A 19,937-nucleotide genomic window follows, 5' to 3' on the forward strand; every position below is an offset into this window, starting at 1 on the left:
CTAAAAAATAGATTTACGCTTTAAAATTCCTCATTGTACGTATGTGAATACTTTATATTATTACCTTTAGAAACCATTAACTAAATGGTTCAGCACACTCTAATAGTTATAAAAACATAATATATAACACAAGTTAAATAAATTACAAAAAGAAGGAGTAAAAATGAAAAATAAAATCAATTTACAAATGCAAAATATAAGCTTTGTTTTAATAATTGCTTTAGCAGTATGGTTAAAAACATATCTTATTACAAGGTTCAGTTTTGATTTAAAAATTGAGTCTTCTACACAAGAGCTGATTTTATTTATTAGCCCACTCGCTGCATCATTAGCTTTTGTCGGATTCGCATTATTTGCAACCGGTGAAAAGCGAAATTATATCGCGCTATGTATTAATTTCTTATTAACAATTGTACTTGTTGGGAATGTAATGTTCTATGATTTTTATAGTGATTTCGTTACGTTACCAGTACTTGGACAAACATCAAACTTTGGCCAATTAGGCGGTAGTATTATAGAAATATTGAACTACAAAATTATACTCGCATTCGCAGACATTATTTTCTTCTTTATTTTATTAAAGAAGAAGGCACTAGTCTTCCAAACGGGGCGCGTAACTCATTCGGCACGCTTGTTATATTTTCTCTTAACGATTGGTGTATTTTTTGCAAATCTACATCTTGCAGAAAAAGAGCGACCTGAATTACTAACGAGATCATTCGACCGAGTCATGCTTGTTAAAAATTTAGGACTATACACGCATCAAGTATATGATTTAACACTACAAGTAAAAGCAGGATCACAAAAGGCACTTGCTGATAGTAGTAAATTACAAGAAACAGAAAACTACGTGAAGGCAAACGAAAGTGAGCCAAATCCTAACATGTTTGGTGTAGCGAAAGGAAAAAACGTAATTGTTGTCACTCTTGAATCCCTGCAAACCTTTTTAATCGGCGCAACAGTTAACGGACAAGAAGTTACACCATTTTTGAATGAATTCATAAATGAAAGCTATTACTTTGATAACTTTTTCCACCAAACTGGGCAAGGAAAAACATCCGATTCTGAATTTCTAATCGATACGTCGTTATATCCATTAAATCGAGGAGCTGTATTTTTCACACACGGTAACAATGATTATACTGCGACGCCAGAAATTTTACGTCAGCAAGGTTATTTCACTTCTGTATTCCATGCGAATAATGCAACATTTTGGAATCGTAACATTATGTATTCTGCTCTCGGTTATGACCGTTACTATAATGAACTTGATTACAAAATTACGCCCGAAACAAATTTAAATTGGGGATTAAAAGATATCGAATACTTCGATCAATCAGTAGATATATTAAAAACTGTTGATCAACCATTTTATGCTCGTTTCCTTACTTTAACGAATCATTATCCATTTACGTATGATGAAGATACAAAATTCATTGAACCATATAACTCTGGTAATGGCGTATTTGATCGTTATATCGTAACAGCACGTTACTTAGACGAATCAATTAAAAAATTTATTGAGCGTTTAAAAGCCGAGGGAATGTATGATGATTCTATTATTGTATTATACGGTGATCATTATGGCATTTCTGAAAAACATAATCGTGCAATGGCACAGTTTTTAGAAAAAGATCAAATAACAGAATTTGATACTTTAAATTTACAACGTACACCTTTATATATTCATGTCCCTGGACAAACAGAAGGTCAAACGATTTCAAAGCCTACGGGACAAATCGATATGAAACCTACTATTCTCAATTTATTAGGGATTGATACTACGAACGATATTCGTTTTGGTCATGATATGTTTTCAGATGAATATACCGGTTTTGTTGTTTTACGTGATGGTAGCTTCATTACAGACAAATATGCATACAAAAACAACACTTTCTATGACCGCATAACAGGTGAAATTGTAGATTTACCAAAAAAAGAAGCTCAAGCACTCATTAACCGTGCACAAAATGAATTACGAATGTCTGACAAAATTATTGAAGGAGATTTACTACGTTTCTCAGAAAGTAATAAAATTAAAACTGGCGAAGTACAAACTAAAATTAAAGAAACTGAAAAATAATGTGAATATGCAAAGGGAGCAACTCATTACAGTTGCTCCCTTTTACTCTCTTATAACATGTGATGCAATTTCACATAAAAAATCTTAAATATTTTACTTTTATTCTGCACTTGTTTCTAAAATTACATCTGTATAAGTATGATCATCACCCATATGTAAAATTACTTCACATTGACGTAATCTCAATTCAAAGAGCATGATAGAATCATGATAAACTTCAGGATTTGATTTCATTTTATGTAACATCTCTTGTTTTTCTTGTATTTCTAATTGCATATTTTCTACAGCTTGTTTCAAGGAGTTAAATGGATTCCTAAAGAAGATATGAATATCTCGCTCTTGTGTGTTTTCGAATAGCTCAAATTGCAAGAAAAATTTCTTCATAATAGAATCCGTTACCTCAGTATAATCTTCATTTTCTACATACTGTTTGTATTTGTTATATAACATAGTTTTATTTTTAGGAAGAACTCCAAATAATTTACCGGCACTTTTCAGTAAAAATTGTGCTGGCGTAAATCGACGTAAAATATTTACTTCATCCATTTGTATTCTAGTCGTCATTCTGTCAGTATCTCTGCGCCAGTCATCCAACACTTTAAAGTCACATTCTAACTGTATTCGATTTTCTCCAAATAAAGAATTAAGTCCTTCACTAAGTTCTTCTAAGTACGATTGACTTTGAAGGAGCTCATTATGAGAAGTTGCAATCCAATTTTGCATAGAAAGAGCAAGATGAGGTAATACCGTTTGTTCTAAATATTTATGCACTCTTTCATTCATTGCTTTATTTAGTTCTGTATCCATGTGACCGAAATCACTGTCTTCACTCATTAAATCAGAACAACTCTGTAATATCTTCGGTATATTTTCAGTAAGTTCGTTCGTAATTTCCATTTTCATTGTACGATATGACTGTGTAATGAAATGAATTTTTTCCCTCTCAAATGCAGTAAGGTTATTCATGCTACCGTTTAGTTTCACTAGCATATCTTCATTCCACTTAATCGCATCCACTAGATTGTTTTCTTTCTCAACGCGTTTAGCTAAAAGATATGTAATTGTTTTTCGGATGAAGAACAATAGCTTTTCAGTACGTTCTGCATCAATATTTTTATGATTAAAGTTAAAATGAATAAACTCAGTTAACTCATTCAATTGTTGATTACTCGTATATAACGAAGAATAAGGAAAAATTCTCGCTTGCGGGAAATATGTGTTTATTCTCGCTGCCGTATCTTGTAATACTCTTTTCACTTCTGCTTCACTGTAAATGTTATCGATTTTATTTAATAAGAAATGAATTTGTAAATTTGGTGTATGTTCTTGAATGCTTAATAGAATATCACGCTCTTTATCAGTAAAAGGTGAATCCGCATTCAATACAAACAATAATTCATCCACGGAATTTAGATATTCAAATACCTCATCCCTAGTGTCGTTATTCCTATTAAAGCCAGGTGTAACTACAAATGTAAGTTTATTTTCACTTAAAAATTTGCATGGTAATTTAAATTCAACACATGCTCTATCTCTATACGTTTGATGGTGTTGAGACATCATATTATGATAATCAGAGATATCTTCCGTTGTTGTAATTGCAGCATCTGTTATGGCGTTAATTTCTGTATGAGCATCATTTTTTAAAACTACTACATTTGAAATTGATTTTTCTAATAGATTTTCTCCTAATATAGAGTTGATAAATGTAGTTTTTCCGTTCCCTGAAGTTCCTGTTACTAAAATACGATTTGTTCTTAAATCTGCAAGTTCGTCAACTAACCATCTAAATCGTTGACCTATTTCTATATTGTTCTTTTGTGCCCACTGTGTAATAGATTCAAAAAGATGTAGACTGTACTCTAAACCATTCACATGATTCATAGAATATAACAGTAGCTTTTCCGCATGTTGTATATCGCCTGAATCTATTTTAGATGGAAAAATCTCATCCCATGCCAATACAGCTGCTGATGGAAATACAGCATAAGACGGATTGACTACTTTTAACCAATTTGTTAAAAGACTTGGAATGATATCGTGTAATTGTTTAAGCATATATTGCCCTTGAATTAATGCAAAGTATGTTTCTTCGTAAAGAGAAGAAATTTTGTCCCATATATCGGACGACTCTATTTCAATATGTAAGAAAAATTCATTTATTGTGTTAAGCCACAATAAGTAATTTTGTTCATTTTTATAACTGTTCCAAAGTGATGAAACCATTTGCGTAAATTGTACTTGATCTACATTATTTAATGTAACTAATGCATCATAAAAATAATCTGGTGAAATATGTTTAGTACATCCTTTATCGATATATCCTTTTAACACCTCAAACCAAGGATAAGATTCTATTCGAATTAACTCATTCACAGCAAGCTCTACTGCACTATCAAAATCTTGTTGTTCCTCATAAAAGGAACGGGCAATTTTTGTGACATTCGGATAATCCGGATTTAAAGAAACCGCTTCTTTAATAACAGCGAAAGCTGCTTCAAAATTATTTTGCTCTATGTAAAGAGAAAGTAATTGTAATCTAATTTCTGTCATCAATATTATATTATCAGTAGCAATGGAAGTATAAACATTTTCAGCAACTGCTAATTGATTCAGTTCGAAATAAGCATCCGCAATATTTTTTTGTGCCCATGGTGCTAATTCATTACTAACCTTCTCCCATTTAAAAATAGCTGCTTCAAAATCTTGATGCTGATAATAAAATTCACCTTGCGCAAAACGAATATAAGATCCATCAGAAATCTCATTTTTTTCTTCGTTTACATAAGCTTCTCCAAGTACGTCAAGAGGTGGTTTTGTTACATTCTCCATTAGGAATGTTTCATAATACATCTTTTTTATTAATTGTTTTTCTATTCTCATCTTTTCCCCCACTATATCTTGAAAATACATTTTTAAGATATGCCAACACTTTATTTATGTATGTTTTTTATCTTAACAAAGAATATCTTTTGGAAAATTTCATTTTCCTTTCATTTTTCAAGTTAGATTGAATTTTTATGAGAAAAGTTTCAGTTTTTTTTCAATTCCCTTTCAGTTATGAAACAGCATTAAATGTTCCTAATAACATAATAACACTATAATATTCCGCATTATATTATCAGGAAAAACCTATATGAATCATATTATAAAAACAATTTATAACGAATACATATGCAAAAAACACCTCCCCAAACAAATAACAAAAATCAATATCATATATTTCACAAATTATTTTCCTTTAAAATATTTCAGTAGTTTCGTAATTAAATTCCATTAACCTCTATAAATAACTAGTCCAAAAAAAATCTATATGCATATCATGTTATAGTAAAGAATTCAGGAAATCCTAAAAGGAGGCATTTTCATGTTTGAAGATAAATCTAAAATAAACTACCCATATGAATTTACCGAAACTACAACAATCCCGCTAAAAAACCCTATCAATAAAAATTTCAAAAACGGCTCTGGTACACATACTTTCCCAATTAAGAAGCATTATAAAGAGCAGGTGCTATATACGGAAAAAATTAATAATAATAAAAATAAATAAGCGTATAGGCTCTTATAACAATTAATCAAATAAGAATCTATATTAGACCTTGTATAGTTATAGGTAATATATAAGTTTTTCTTATACAACTCATGTACTTTTAAAAAGTGCTGATATACAGCGCTTTTTTATACATAGATAATAGAAGAACCAAAAAGGTATGGATATGTTCCACACCTTTTTGGTTCTTTACTATTTATAAATAAATTCCACCTTCACTGCTCCTTAGCCAATGCTCCTAGCAGCAAATTTCTACTCGTTGGAGTCATTGAAGAAAGGAGTAGATTTATGATAAATCCCAAAGTTAAAGAAGTAGCCAAGAATGATATAGTTCATTATTGCCCTATTATATATATTTAAAAATTTACCAAATGTTGCTTCAAAGCTACTTAGTTTTCATAAAATATTTTTTGTTTCCGTTGGAACGGATAGGCTTTAATCTCATCTGTATCTAAATTTTCATGAAATAAATGAACAGCTATAATTTGTCTACAATCGTAAGTATGATAATAATATGTTCCGGATTCCATACACATTACGCTTGTATATATGGTATTATCTAATGCACCTTCTTCTGTTATTACTCCACCTTTAGGAACCTCACAATTTGATAAGATATGAAAAAGGGCTGATACTCCCTCTTCTTCGCTATCTATACCTTGAATGTTTTGTTTGCCATATGCTGCCCGCACAAATCTTGAGGGTGGAGTGAAATCCCCTGGAAGTCCCATTGAGCCCGATCCCTGACCAAAAGCACTTAATGATAAGTTACTCCACTCTGTTGGCGCGAATGGCTGCGATTTAAGACCTATGTATTGTCTTAAATTTTGCAAATGCCAATTAAACTCCGGACTATTCGTCATCACTCCTAGTGGGTTGTCATACATTTTTAATCCTTCATTTGTCGGCTCCAGTACAATACAATCTCCCCATTTATCTGCCAAAATCCAATGTAGTGGTGGCGTAAGTCCTAAATCCGGTAACGGTATATCCAAAAAGGTAAGGCTATCTACAGATTTCTTTAACTCTTTGACAGAATTGAATTGTGTAAGACTCCAAGTCACAAAATCAAATGGAGCTAAATTCGTTTTATTGTCATCTATGCTTTGACTATACGTAGCGAATCCTGGAAAATAGAGTGTTGCACATGTCATACCTGCTTCATTTACTCCGTCCGCCATAATGATCCTTCCTTGATGATTAATTCCCATTCCGACCGTAGCATGTTTCGTATTAATGATTTCACCAGTTATATTATTCCACTGGTAATGTCGAGGAATGATTATTACTTCTTGATTCATATCTAATGTGAAGTCCATCGTTCTTGCAAAAAGATGCTGACCGTTTTTTGTCTCTAATGTCAAACTAGTACACATAAAGAACACCCCATTTTATGGTTTTATCTACACTTTACATAATTCCGATAAGTCTGTAAATTAAAAACCTCTTTCCTTACAAACAAATTAAGAACGTACATATAAATTACAAATAGGTTGAGGTTATCTCTAGTTTATAAATGAATTTTGAACATATAGTTGTAAAAGAATTATATTAAAAAGGAGCGAATTGTTACTATCGCTCCTTTTGATTTCTCTCTATATTTTACTAAAATAACCAGAAATCATTTTTTCTCTATGAACAGGATCTGTGGTTGAGGAAAAATTACCTTTACTACTTTCCTTTGATTTAATCGACTTTTCAATGTTAGTAAAGATATTTTACATTACATAAATTACTTGAATATAATAACAAATATTATTTTTCAAGCTAGATATTCCTTACTGAGTAATACAATATACTTATGTTTCGATTGTTTAATTAACTACTCATTAATATCAAGATAACAATAAATGGAGAAATAATAACAACCAACAAGTACACTTGAACATTACATTGTATTATTCGTATTTAAATGTTTATCTTTAATAGTTTCCTTATAATAATTCAATTTGATTTCATTGATTTTTGATATAATTCAATATCCAATAAGATATACCCTGCCAATTCTTTTATTTCTAATATAGTATTTATCTGATTCAAATAGTCTAATTTTAATTTTGTCAAAGGGGCTTTTCTTTTATATTCGGATAATTCTTTTTTCTCTTTCTCAATCTTATATTTTATAGTTTTTTCCACTTCTAATAACTCTACCTTTTTATTCTTTAATTCTTCAAAAATCCCCTGTCGAATCCTTCTGTATAAATCATTTAATTTTTTTATATGAGATTGATTAAATCTCTCTCTTATATGGAATAAATCAAGAAAATTCTTCACCTTTTTTTTATCTATAAGTGTAATTCCATCTTTAAACTCTATTATTATTTCCTCATTAACTAACCTAAAATTAAAAAAGTTGGCCGCTTCAGTATAATAAGGGTGAGCAATTGGTAAATTCATATTATCTCTTTTTATACGATCATTACATGCTGTACATGCCACAACAAGATTCCTTGGATAGATTGATAATAGTGGGTACTTAGACTTAGGTAAAAAATGATCAATTGATACCCCTGCAAGTTCCATTTCATGCCAATCGCAATAGGGACAAATATTATTCTCTAGTGTTAGAAATTTTTTAAATTCATTTACTGCAATTTCCCCTTCACTTTTTATAGCCTCGTTAAAAAATTTTCCACTCAATAAATTTTCATATAAATATACAAACGCTTGTTTTATATTTTTTGAATATAGCGTTTTATCAAGATGTAAGTTCGAAAGAATCATTTCATACTTATTGGTTATAGTTCTGTATTTTTTTAAAAGATCATATTCTTCATATTTTAAATTCCTTATATGCTCTTTCAAAGCTGTCTGTTTAACCACTTTAAAAAAATCGTCAGAACATTCCCTGTTAATTTTTAAAATCTCAAGTTCTTTAATAACAATCTCTAAATCCGTATCCAGCTTCTCTTCTAATTCTTTATCTTTTATTTTTATGGGCCTTTCAAGCGGAGATAACTTATTTATACAGTTTAATAGTTCCAATACAAACGCATGATACGGACCTACCAGTTTTTCCATTCTATCTACCCATGGAACTTTATACATCTATTTCACCTTTTCGTTTCTTATATGCTTTTAATTTAGAGTATAAATTATACCTAACATTACTATCAGCCATTTGTGCATATATTTCTAGCGCTTTATCAAAATCATCATTTTCTAGTGCAAATTCTATTAACTTAGCATATTCGTGAACCATTTTCCCTTTATCATCATCCAGTCCAAAAACCTCTGATAGAATTTCATCATAATTTAATCCTAATGTTCTTTCATTTATCTTTATTTGTTCAATTTTATTTCGGTCATTTTTTAAAGCTACAATACTATTTTTGGGAACATCAGATACAATCAAAGGAGAGTGAGTAGCAATAATTACATGGCATCTTTTTGCCCCCAGTAATCTATTTAGTATTTCTATATACCCTTTTATCCATTTTGGATGTAAATGTGTTTCGGGTTCATCAATTAGAACGATTGAGTTATCTTCTACATAATCATATAAATCAAAGATTCTTAAAAATAGACTTAATTCTCCTGAACTCATCATTGATAAAGGAATTCTATTCTCTTTATCACCAATCCACAAATCCTTCCAGTAGGTTACAGAACACGCTTCAAGTAACTCCACATCTTTTCTAAATGCAGTTGCTCCACCATGATATAAATTTATATCATCAACGGATAAAAACTTCTTTTTATTTCCATTGGTTAGATCGGACACCTTAGATAGCTTTAAAAAGATTCTCATCTTATGTATTATAAAACGAACCTTTAGTTCTATCATTTTATCAATATGTTTTTTCCCCTCTATAAAATAGGCATTGGATTTAAATCCTGCCGCTAAGTCAATCTTATAAGTAATCCTTTTTCCTATTTTATCTTCTATCTGCGATTTAAACTCTATTAACTCACATTGATATTTATTTATAAAATAATTAAAATCTCCAATTATATTATCATGGTCAAGTAAACACTCTGGACTTGGATAATTGTATTTGATTCTTTTTAATACTTTATGTACCATATGTGAAACGGTGTTTAATTTATATTCTGATATTTCTAATGCCACATTATTATTTCCATAACCAATATATTCAAAAATGGCATCAATCTCCGATTTATTACCTATAGCATAGTGTTTTAAAATTCTTGTCGCAACATACTGTAATTTAATCCGATCTACACTAGTCTTATATAAAACATGCCTGTTTTCCCATTTTATTTCAACCTCTTCTAATTTATCAATTGGTGTATAAGTGGAAACTATAACCCTATAAGGTATGGGAGAATTGTTTATATTACTATGATATAAATCGCCATTATATAAATACTCGATTTTATATTCCGGATTACAGTCGTTTTTATCATTTAGGAAACTGGAAATAATCGCTTCAAATATTGTTGTTTTGGCCGTTCCATTTTCCCCAACCATTATTGTCAGATTCATATTTTTATTTTCATCTAACTTATCAGTTTTTGATAAATCCAAAGTGAAATTCTTCAGCTTTCTAAAGGACTTAATTTCTATTTTCTTTATAAACATTTTTACCATTACCTCATCTTTCTTTATATTCTCCTTTATCATTAAAGATTATAGAATCAAATTTACGAAAATCAGAGTAAAGATAAATCTACATCAACTCATTCAGTTACAGTACCTTAATCCAGTCTAATATTACGCCTGCGTTACTGGCACTCTTTCTCCAACATATTTAATATCCCATCCCGCAGCATTTAATTCTGCTTCGTGCCCATTAATAGATTCCTCTCGAACTGCTACACATAATAAATGTGTGGGTCTCGTCATCCCAACGTACGCCATTTTCAAATTTTGTATCATTCTTGAACGATTAGTATTCGTATGATTTCCCTTTAAATATGCAATAATACGTTTTATATCATATTCAAAATAGAAAGTTTCTAAATATAACGTTGCTGTATGCGTTTCTCCTTTTACTGAATGTATTGATGCTACTTCGATATCAACTTCATTCCCTTCTCCTAAAAATTTCATCACATTCGTTTGTACACTATATACTTCTGTTAATTCCTCTTCTGTATTACTAAAAAAAGATGTCAATTGACTAATATCATCCCAATTAAATATTCTTTTTAATTTCTCTGTAATAAATTCTTCAACCTCGCTCACTACTTCTTGATGATTCTGAATCATTAAACACCATCTCGAAAGTTTAAGCATTAAATCTTCATATATTTCATTATGGGATTCTTTCAAATAATTTAAAAACCTCTGTTTTGTATAATGCTTTCCTTCATTTTTTTCGTTCATTATTCTTAATGTTTTTAAGATTCCTTTTAATACCTTATCATTGTATAAGTTAGCTCCAAATCTTTCTAGATCTTCAGATGATTCCTCCAGCAAATACATTCTCAAACTATTAAAATCACTACGCTTTCGTCTACTAGTTTTAAATTCCTCCCAATAATTTTTTATCCCAATTTCTCTTTCGTGTTCAGATACCCATCCTATAGCTTTAAAAACTTTACGATCTAAGTTATGTAAATCCCTCTCTATTATAATTTTAGCGAATTCTTCCAATACATTTTGAATATTCGTTGAGTTATAAACTAAAAGATATGGTCTTATATCTTCTATATTAGTATTACCATTGAGATTTTGAGGTGTAACACAAATATTTTTCACAATATCTGCTATTGCCTTAGAAAATCTTTTACTATCTGAAATCTCCAAACTTGACTCTGGAACCACTTCCCAAGAACCAATTGCACCTGATTGATCATATATTGATTGATTGAGATCTCCAATCCTTTGAATTACTACGGAATCATCAAATAATAATTCTAATAGTTCCTTTTGGTGCATCATAGTATCTTGCATTTCATCTATAAAAACATATAAAAAGCGGTTTGAAAACACTCCCTTAAGGTTAGGGTTCTCTCTTAAGTACTTATAAGCTAAAAAATATGCATCATCGTGACATAAAATCCCATCTTGAAGCATTTGTCTCTTTAATCCTTTAAGTGCTAAATAACTACTACTTTGTTCGTTTTCATAGACTTTTCTACCATATAGACTTGTTTGTATATTTTCATTTTCTAAATTAAAGCGAATAGCTTGTACATCGATATTACGTTTCGCTATCCCAAACTGTAAATTACGTGGGATATTTTGATAATATTTTTTTATTATTTCTTCATTATATACTTCATCATCAATTCTAATCGGTCTTTTTCCATAAAAATGTATATATGCTGGAATTGCTAAAAATTGATTTACAAATGATTGTATCGTACTACAATTATGTGGGTAACTAAATAGTTTTTCTCCTTGTATACCCAATCTACTTTTAATTTCATTAATTGCTACATTAGTATGAGTAAGGACACAAATTCCTTTATTATTTTCAAAAGGTAATTTACCTGCTAATATAGCAAGTTTAGCTAACAATGCTGTTGTCTTCCCACTCCCTGGACAAGCTATGATATCTTTACTCTCTAGACATTGAATAACAGCTCTACGCTCATCATCAAAACTCTCATCATTATGTAACAACATTTGTTCAGCATATGAAATATCTCGACTATCAATTTGTGTCATTTTATCCAACTCCATTTGTAGCATAATTAATAGCTTGTACAACATATTTTAAATTTTCATCTCTTAAGATTTTTTCTTTTAAACCTTCAGGATCCTCTTTTTGCTTTTGACTTAAAACTTCTGCAAAACATTGAGCAGTTATTGCTTTAGAAATACTTTTATCTAACATCAAATCACTATATATGTAAAATGCTCGCTTTTCATTAGGAACATTTTCTTCTTCCCAATTCTTATATTTTTCTTCTACTGTTTTATTTACAGCCTTTATTTTTGCTGGAGTCAACCCTATTGAATCACTATTTTGAACTTTTTCGGCCCTAAGTACTGCTTCAAATAATTCTTTTTGTAGAACACCTAATGCTATATCATATTCTAATGTCCACACAGGAGATATATATAATTTCACATCTTGTCCTTCAATTCTTGCTTTTCTTTCTTCTCTTCTTTGCTCAATTGGTTTTTCATTTTCTAGATCTTCCCATGTCTTTGCTTGAGGGTCTTTACTCTTATATAAATCTGGTCTGACATCATTATCAGTTATTGCAGCAACAGGGATCTTTAAACTTCCTATTTCAGGATTTTTTCTTTTAAATATTCTAGAGTACCTTAAAAAGGCGGTGTTTCCAACATTAACAATTGAAACCCCATATTTTGATAATGGTTTTTCAATAATATCTGCTATAGTAGGTATTAATAAATTTTCTGCATCCCCTTCAACTAATATAACCCCCTGAGCAAAAAACAAATTCGCTTTAGTCGAATCCAAAAAGCGTTCTAAGAATAAATAATCCCCCTGACTTAACTCTGTGTATTCGTATCCCATTGGAAAAGCTGCACCATCTTTACAGATGATTAAATTACTTAAATTCACTTTTGATGCAAGGTCTGTGCTGTGTGTAGTCATAATTAATTGTAAATTTGAGTTTTCCACTTCTTCCTGAAGAAAATCTATCAATCTCATTTGTGCTTGTACATGTAAATGCGCCTCAATTTCCTCTACAAGTGCTAATTTTAAGCCTTGATAGTTATCCCTTTTCAATAATAATAATTCTGTTGCAATAAATAGCAAATTATGAGAGCCTAAACCAGACTTACTTTCAATTAACTCTAAATTGAGCCGTTCTAAAATATTTTTTAATCTTAACGGTGATATGTTAAAATCTGAACTAAGTATTTTATTTTCCCCAGCAAAACTTTCTAAATATACATTGATTTGTTCTAATATTTTTTTTCCTTCTTGATCAGCTAACTCCTCACCATTTGTATCTCTTCCTTTAAAATAACTCTTTACTTTATCATTTGCTTCTTGAATGATTCCATATAAATAATGGTCTTCTTTTCCTTTAAAAGCCTCATGGCTTTCCAATATTTGAGATAATCGAGAATTTCTTTTTGAAGCCATTTCTTTTTCTGCATCTCGTAATGGTTTAAGATACGTTGTTCTTAATAAACTTCTCGCTTCTCCATTCAATGCTTTACCTTCCTGGTCTGATCCTGCTTTAATATCGTAATATATATGATTTCCTTTTCTCTTAGCAATTAAAAAAACCTTAAGGTAATATTCATATATTTCATCTGAATTTTTTTCCATTCCAAGCCATTCCAAGAAATTTTTAGCCTCTAGATCTGAAAAACCTCGAAAAATACATTCTATTCGTAACTCTTGAGCTCTTTTATCTTCATCACTTTCACCTACTGGAATATGAAAATCTTCTAGTTCTATTCTTAAATTTTCATAGCTTTGTGTTAATATTGTATATTTTATTGCATCTACTATTGCCGTCTTTCCTGAATCATTTTCTCCAACTAGCAAATTTAATCCTTGATTAAAATTCAAATGGATGCCTGGTTTACCATCATATTCCATACCAAATCTTCTAAAATTCCAGGCGTTTATCTCTGATAAGTACATAATTTTTATCCCGCTTTCATTCATTAATCATTACCAATACCTCCCATGATTATAACACTTTAACTATTGAAATCTAAAACAGTACTCAAATATTCCACGGAAATAACTATATGAATTTTCTATAAGGTCCCAATACTCTAATACTTAAAGTAGATCGTATATCCATACTAAAAAAGAGTTACCCTAAATAGCAACTCTTAATTAGCTCCAATTTCCAATAACTCTTTTAAAACTTCAATAAATTACAGTCATTCATATATTTAATTACCTCATTATTAAAAGCGCCCTTTACGCACTTTTTAATGATTTGTAACCCTTTCACCTCTCGCATTATAAATATTTATATTGATTTCATTTGCTTCCCTAGCAGTTACTTCTTTTTGTTCCCAATCTGCCTTAATATATTCAGTGTGCGGCTGATAATCCTTACGAGCCTCATCATTATTATCTTTTGCCCATTCCTCAATTTCTATTAAACTTGGTTCTCTTGGATTTTCAGCTTCATCTTCTGCACGTTCTATAGTCTGCTCTTCAATTTGCGTATATTCTTTGAAAGTTTTTCCATCATAATCAAGATGAAGAAGATGCCCGTATCCTGTATATGGTATCCCGCTACGTATCTCCCCTGTAAAGTCTTTAACTTCGTACGAAATATCATAGTTGTTTACTGCTCCATCCCATGGTTTTACCCTTTTGCCACTAAAAGCGCTTGAGTCTTTGACTATTTTAAATTCCCCTTCGAATAATTTTTTACCATTTGAATATTGAGTTCCATTATAGATGTAATCTTCTTTCCAAATACCTTCAAATTCTTTTTCGCCTTTAAAGTCGTAGGATATCCCCTTACCATCTCTGTAACCATCTTTTATTTTACCTTGATATATAATGTCATGATCCATATTAAATAAAGTTGAAATTCCATCATAAATCTTACCATGTTTAAATTGACCACTATAATAATATTTATCTGTTCGAACGCTATTTAATTGATATACTGTAACCTGTTCCAATTCATCCGGTTCTAGTGATCTAGAATAATTGGCAATGTAAAATTTATATCCTTGAGAATAATACCCATAGATTAGCCCTTTATTAAATTGTGTTTCTTTAAATTCCCCTGAGCATTTTACTTCTTTATTAGTATTATAAAGAGTTCCTTTTCCTATAAATAGTTCCTCATTATCCCCTGTAAAGAAAAGATTACCATTTAAAGTTGTCTCATAAAGTCCAGTTGATTCATTTTTCTTTGTTTTTCGTTTAGAAGAGGGAAATGTAAAATGGTATATTTTTTTCAAAATAACATATAAATCAATATTTACTAATTCATTTGCTGAGGAAACATTATGTTTTTTTAGTACTTGGAGAGGTATAAAATTAGCAAAAACCTCTTCAGTTAATATTTTAAGTTGTATTTTTAATTCTTCGTCATATGTATTAGATTTATGTTTTTCTAATAAATTTTGCAAAACATGAAATTGTTCATATAATTTATATACTTTATTTAATTCTTGTTCTGTAAGTTGATCTCTTAAATTCGCTACATTTTTAATCCAATCTGTACTGAAATAGATTTTACTTGGCTTTGCCTCTAGTCCTTTTAGTTCGTAATTTATATATATGTCTTGTAAATTAGAAATACCTCGTTGAATGTCATAATATACAATAAGTGCATTTTCTCTAGTAATTTCTTCTTCACGTTGGAATTCTAATTTTTGTAGTTTTTCAGAAACTACTAGGCTACCTTTACTCGCCTTCCATACTAAATAACTAAAAACGAATGTAGTACCAAAAGTATAAAATGCAATTAGAATTGTAAATATATAAGATAAGGATGTTATAGAACTAGCGGTAGCATTTGGTTTCCCTTTGTATGCCCACATTTTAGATAGCGCTTCCGAATAATTACCAAAAATCATATAGCTGATAGCTAGACTAATAACTAAGGGTATCAGAAAAAAGCAGGCGATCATAGTTTTTTGTTTCTTAGAAATTTTAAATTCATTTCTTACTTGCATGGTACGTTCCCTCCCAAAAAGTTTTCTCAGTGTAAATAAATATACTTTTTAAATTAAGTCATGACATTTATACAAAAAGGTAATATTTTATATTTTAAATTAAAGCATTATAAACGCATTTTATTTAGCCTTTAGAAATTATAAAGCTCATTTTATCAAACTTTATTCTAATTCTATATTAAAACCACCTACTCGATAAACTTGTAGGTGGTTATTGTATTTCCAAGACTAAAATTAAACAATTTTGTTTTCTTTACTCAAAACAATGTTAACTTAATTTTTCTAAAGCTAATCCCTAAATCTTTTATTGGGACTTATCACCTGTAGCATTTTTTGTGGTGTATATTGAATACCTACAGAATCACAAATACGTTGTTGATCCTTAAAGGTGGTTTTAAACATATATAAATATTTCACCACCATACGTCGTAATATATCTTGTGCCATTTTATTCCCCGATAAAGCATTATATAATTGAGCAATTTCATGATAAGGATACTGATGATAATGTTCCAATTTTATTCCTACATTAATTAAATTAACTGATGTACTTCTCATTTCATCATATACTCTTTTAAAAATTTCATCTAAATTTCTTGATCCTACAGCAGTACTTACTTTGTTTATAGATGAATATGTAATAGCCTGTGCTAACATAAACAAGAATTTTTTAGCTTCACTTTCTACTTTCTCCCTATCATAATAACCTTTCTCTTCTGCCAACGAACATAGGAATTTTACAATGTAATCCTTGTCTTCTTTAAATCTTTCCAAGAATGCATTATTTGTTCTTAATGCCACAGCATATGCCTCAATGCACAATTCTATTTTTTCCTGCGCTTTTATTGATCCATAGTAATTTTTCAAGATTTGACCGACAATTTCAAGCATCTTTAATGATTTATTGAATTCAGAAATTGTTTGTATTTCACTTCCAACTTCCACTTCATTTGAAGGCAACTCAGCTTTCTGAACTTTCAACTCTCTTTCATATTCATCTTTCTGTTCATGAACTTTTTTCCTATTCTCATTTACATCTATATTTTCAATAACTAACTGAGGGATTTCATCTAATAAATTATTAAACACATCAATATCTGACTCTAATTTTAAAATTGGTACATCCTCAAAAAGAGATTTCGTTACATTAATTACTTGCGAAATAATAAAGTTATCTTTAGATAAATGAGTCAAAAACATCAGTATATGAGCATAGTCAGATAGATGTAGATTGAAACACATTTTTGAAATCGTATTTCTAACTTCTTCTTCACCTATATGTCTGGCTAAGTACTGTCCTACAAAATAATAATATATATAAGAATATGCAAAAACATAACCTTCACCAGACCTCTGCAAAATAAGCGCATTACAAATTTTAGTTTTATATTTAGTGAATTCAAATTGACTACTAAATTGTAAAGCATATTCTTCTGTATATAACTTATGAAACTTATACCATTCTTCTTCGGTTATTACCTGTTTTTCATTTTTATAAAAATTATAAGCTAATTCTGTCAAATAATTATACATAGCATCTGTTTCTTCATTTGTAACTTGAATCTTTGTCAATGCCTGTTTTATTAATAATTCATAATAATATCCATTTGTACTACGATCTAAATTATGAGGTGTACTACTTTCAAAAGCCTGTAAAATTATAAGTAAATATAGCGGAAATGTAGGCACGTAGTTTTGCCCAATAACTGAATCCACGGATCTTTCTAATTGATCTTTAATTACTATAAGTTTACTTTCATCTATAGTAGATTCTTGTCCTAATAATATCCACTTTTCAATAAGTTCAGCTCTTTTTACATGACCAAATTCTTGAATTTCAAATTGGCGTACTTTATGCTGTTCATGATTTGAAAGAATCAATAATAATTCTCTCATATTTGAAATTTCATCCGCCATTATTATTATCTTCCCAAACCATTTAGCCGCTTCTTCAAAAAATAAAGATTTAAATTTTGCATTTAGGATACATTTATGCCAATCATCAATTATTAACACCCTGTCCTTTTTATCAAGTTGAACATATTGATCATTGGTTCCTTCTCCATAAATTTGTTTAGTTGCAGTTTTAATTAATTTGTCAATTCCTTTAATGTGATCTCCTTTTATCTTTGCCCCCTCAATAAAGATTGGCTTTTTTCCCATATTAAAAGAATGAGTAAATAATTGCTTACTTAATGCTGTTTTTCCAGATTCCTTATCTCCTATAATTAACAAATGCTCATCTTCTTGCAGTTCTACGAGCATTTGATCAAAGGAAACATATTCAGTCACTTCACTTCCACTATTTCCACGTAAAATAATTTCTCTGAGATCTGGAGCTACAAATAAATCAATTAAATCTAACTTGTTTTTTCTTGGATGTGTATATGGAAGCCCTATATTATAAATAAACGAGTTAAATTCTTCTACTATATTTAAAGTTGTACGGTGTTTCCCCTTTGCCATTGAAGCTGTTTGGAGATCACACCAATCTGTATCATCTATCTCTTTATATAAATCTCCATTCCAAGAATATTCTTTAATACGTTGTGTATCATCTTCTAAATTTAAATGTAATACTTTAAAATGGCTTACCTCTGGATCCCAACGTTCTTGAAGAACTCCTCCCTCAATATATTGAACACGTTTATTCTGCCAATCTGTAAGAATAGTATTTGTATGAGCATGTTCATGTCCACTTAAAATAAAATCAGAAGAACTTTCTAATAAATTTCTTAACTCTCTTCTATTATCAGGGTCCAACCAATGATCAGGATGATGAATCATAGTGACATTCACATCTCCTAATGTTGTCTCCATAATAGGGCGATATTGCTTAACTGGGAACCACATTTTCCCTGGTTGTTCTCTTAAAGTTGATATCCACGAAGAATTCATTAAATTAAAAATAATTTGTTTCTTACCTATCTTAAGAACTGCTCTTTGAAGGAGAGGATCATCATGAATTAACTCTATATTTTCCCATTGCTCATGATACAGGCTTTTAAAATTATCGAAATTTTCTTGAACTCTAATAGTATCAATTGTATGTATTGAAAGCTGGTCACTATCTTGACTGTTAATTGCTTTTATTAAGACATCTCGAGTTGCATTTTTTCCTGAATCCCCAAAAAAATCGCAGTCATGATTGCCCGGAATCAACAAAAATTCAAGATGCTGATTAAATTCCTTTTTTATTTCAATTTGTAGATTATCAAAAAAAGGAATAGCAAAATTACAATATTCATCTTCTTTTCCACTTTGTGCAATATCACCCGATATACAACAAACAATGTAATCCGATGATTTCAATTCAGATTTTAAAGCCCTCCATAATGCATTTTGTTTGTCCATAATAGAGTTATCAGTATCTGCTAAATGTATATCCGTAAAATGTATAACTGAAACCGTACTCAAAAACTCCCCACTCCCTATATATTCTACTTTTGTATAAATCCACTAATTCATTTTACCACAATAGCCCTTTTATATGTGTAATATTCAGCTAGTCAGGAAGGTAGCGTATTTAATATCATTTAAGACTATTAAATGATATTAATAAAAATGAGTACCATCTATTTATCATCTAAACATCCCATAAATATACTTCCATTAATAAATTTTATTTCTCATTTTGAGAAAATTATTCAGACTTGTACGTTTCCTTCAATCTTCATTTTATCGATACCTCCCTTATAATCGGCAACAGCATCTATCTTCCAGTTTAAATTCAAGAACTTACTTTCTAACATTGCTTTTTATAACTTTACGAAAAAGATTTATAAGTGAGT

General features: G+C 30.0%; 10 protein-coding genes. 2 read left to right on the top strand and 8 right to left on the bottom strand.

Going from position 1 to position 19,937, the window contains the following annotated elements:
* The first annotated feature begins 163 nt into the window (after positions 1-163).
* Complete coding sequence (locus PDQ40_RS09605; protein ID WP_000791045.1) at positions 164-2,083, top strand: LTA synthase family protein; 1,920 nt, start codon at positions 164-166, stop codon at positions 2,081-2,083.
* Positions 2,084-2,182: 99 nt separating this feature from the next.
* Here PDQ40_RS09605 and PDQ40_RS09610 read toward each other — a convergent pair whose 3' ends face one another.
* The gene (locus tag PDQ40_RS09610) at positions 2,183-4,996 is read right to left on the bottom strand and encodes a dynamin family protein (RefSeq protein ID WP_140158743.1); all 2,814 of its coding nucleotides are present in this window, start codon (positions 4,994-4,996) and stop codon (positions 2,183-2,185) included.
* A 454-nt stretch (positions 4,997-5,450) separates the two neighbouring features.
* On the opposite strand from PDQ40_RS09610, the gene PDQ40_RS09615 reads away from it, so the two are divergent.
* Entirely contained in the window at positions 5,451-5,636 is a 186-nt protein-coding gene (locus PDQ40_RS09615; protein ID WP_000461128.1) for a hypothetical protein, read from the top strand.
* A gap of 389 nt (positions 5,637-6,025) precedes the next feature.
* On the opposite strand, the gene PDQ40_RS09620 is transcribed toward PDQ40_RS09615, so the two are convergent.
* From PDQ40_RS09620 to PDQ40_RS09650, 7 genes are all read right to left on the bottom strand, one after another.
* Entirely contained in the window at positions 6,026-7,012 is a 987-nt protein-coding gene (locus PDQ40_RS09620; protein WP_270691404.1) for a choloylglycine hydrolase family protein, read from the bottom strand.
* A 568-nt stretch (positions 7,013-7,580) separates the two neighbouring features.
* Positions 7,581-8,684: a hypothetical protein gene (locus PDQ40_RS09625; protein ID WP_270691405.1), complete on the bottom strand. Its 1,104-nt coding sequence runs from the start codon at positions 8,682-8,684 to the stop codon at positions 7,581-7,583.
* Positions 8,677-10,191, bottom strand: a complete 1,515-nt coding sequence (locus tag PDQ40_RS09630; protein WP_236837900.1) for an AAA family ATPase — start codon at positions 10,189-10,191, stop codon at positions 8,677-8,679. The genes PDQ40_RS09625 and PDQ40_RS09630 overlap by 8 nt, the downstream gene beginning before the upstream one ends.
* A gap of 123 nt (positions 10,192-10,314) precedes the next feature.
* Entirely contained in the window at positions 10,315-12,219 is a 1,905-nt protein-coding gene (locus tag PDQ40_RS09635) for a UvrD-helicase domain-containing protein (protein WP_229131420.1), read from the bottom strand.
* A 1-nt stretch (position 12,220) separates the two neighbouring features.
* Positions 12,221-14,155 (bottom strand): ATP-dependent nuclease, encoded by a 1,935-nt coding sequence (locus PDQ40_RS09640; RefSeq protein WP_270691406.1) that lies wholly within the window; start codon positions 14,153-14,155, stop codon positions 12,221-12,223.
* Between the two features lie 275 nt (positions 14,156-14,430).
* Positions 14,431-16,146 carry a hypothetical protein gene (locus PDQ40_RS09645; RefSeq protein WP_236837902.1) on the bottom strand — a complete coding sequence of 572 codons (1,716 nt, stop codon included), beginning with the start codon at positions 16,144-16,146 and terminating at the stop codon, positions 14,431-14,433.
* A gap of 288 nt (positions 16,147-16,434) precedes the next feature.
* Positions 16,435-19,563, bottom strand: a complete 3,129-nt coding sequence (locus PDQ40_RS09650) for a metallophosphoesterase (RefSeq protein WP_270691407.1) — start codon at positions 19,561-19,563, stop codon at positions 16,435-16,437.
* Between the last annotated feature and the right edge of the window lie 374 nt (positions 19,564-19,937).

This window comes from Bacillus cereus group sp. Bc061 (assembly GCF_027715825.1).
In the GTDB taxonomy this organism is placed as follows: Bacteria; Bacillota; Bacilli; order Bacillales; family Bacillaceae_G; genus Bacillus_A; species Bacillus_A paranthracis.

Excerpts from the sequence above, each read along its gene's own strand:
- PDQ40_RS09610 (WP_140158743.1), bottom strand. The coding sequence starts at position 4,996 with ATGTATTTTCAAGATATAGTGGGGGAAAAGATGAGAATAGAAAAACAA.
- PDQ40_RS09635 (WP_229131420.1), bottom strand. The coding sequence starts at position 12,219 with ATGACACAAATTGATAGTCGAGATATTTCATATGCTGAACAAATGTTG.
- PDQ40_RS09605 (WP_000791045.1), top strand. The coding sequence starts at position 164 with ATGAAAAATAAAATCAATTTACAAATGCAAAATATAAGCTTTGTTTTA.
- PDQ40_RS09615 (WP_000461128.1), top strand. The coding sequence starts at position 5,451 with ATGTTTGAAGATAAATCTAAAATAAACTACCCATATGAATTTACCGAA.
- PDQ40_RS09625 (WP_270691405.1), bottom strand. The coding sequence starts at position 8,684 with ATGTATAAAGTTCCATGGGTAGATAGAATGGAAAAACTGGTAGGTCCG.
- PDQ40_RS09645 (WP_236837902.1), bottom strand. The coding sequence starts at position 16,146 with ATGCAAGTAAGAAATGAATTTAAAATTTCTAAGAAACAAAAAACTATG.
- PDQ40_RS09640 (WP_270691406.1), bottom strand. The coding sequence starts at position 14,155 with ATGAATGAAAGCGGGATAAAAATTATGTACTTATCAGAGATAAACGCC.
- PDQ40_RS09620 (WP_270691404.1), bottom strand. The coding sequence starts at position 7,012 with ATGTGTACTAGTTTGACATTAGAGACAAAAAACGGTCAGCATCTTTTT.
- PDQ40_RS09630 (WP_236837900.1), bottom strand. The coding sequence starts at position 10,191 with ATGGTAAAAATGTTTATAAAGAAAATAGAAATTAAGTCCTTTAGAAAG.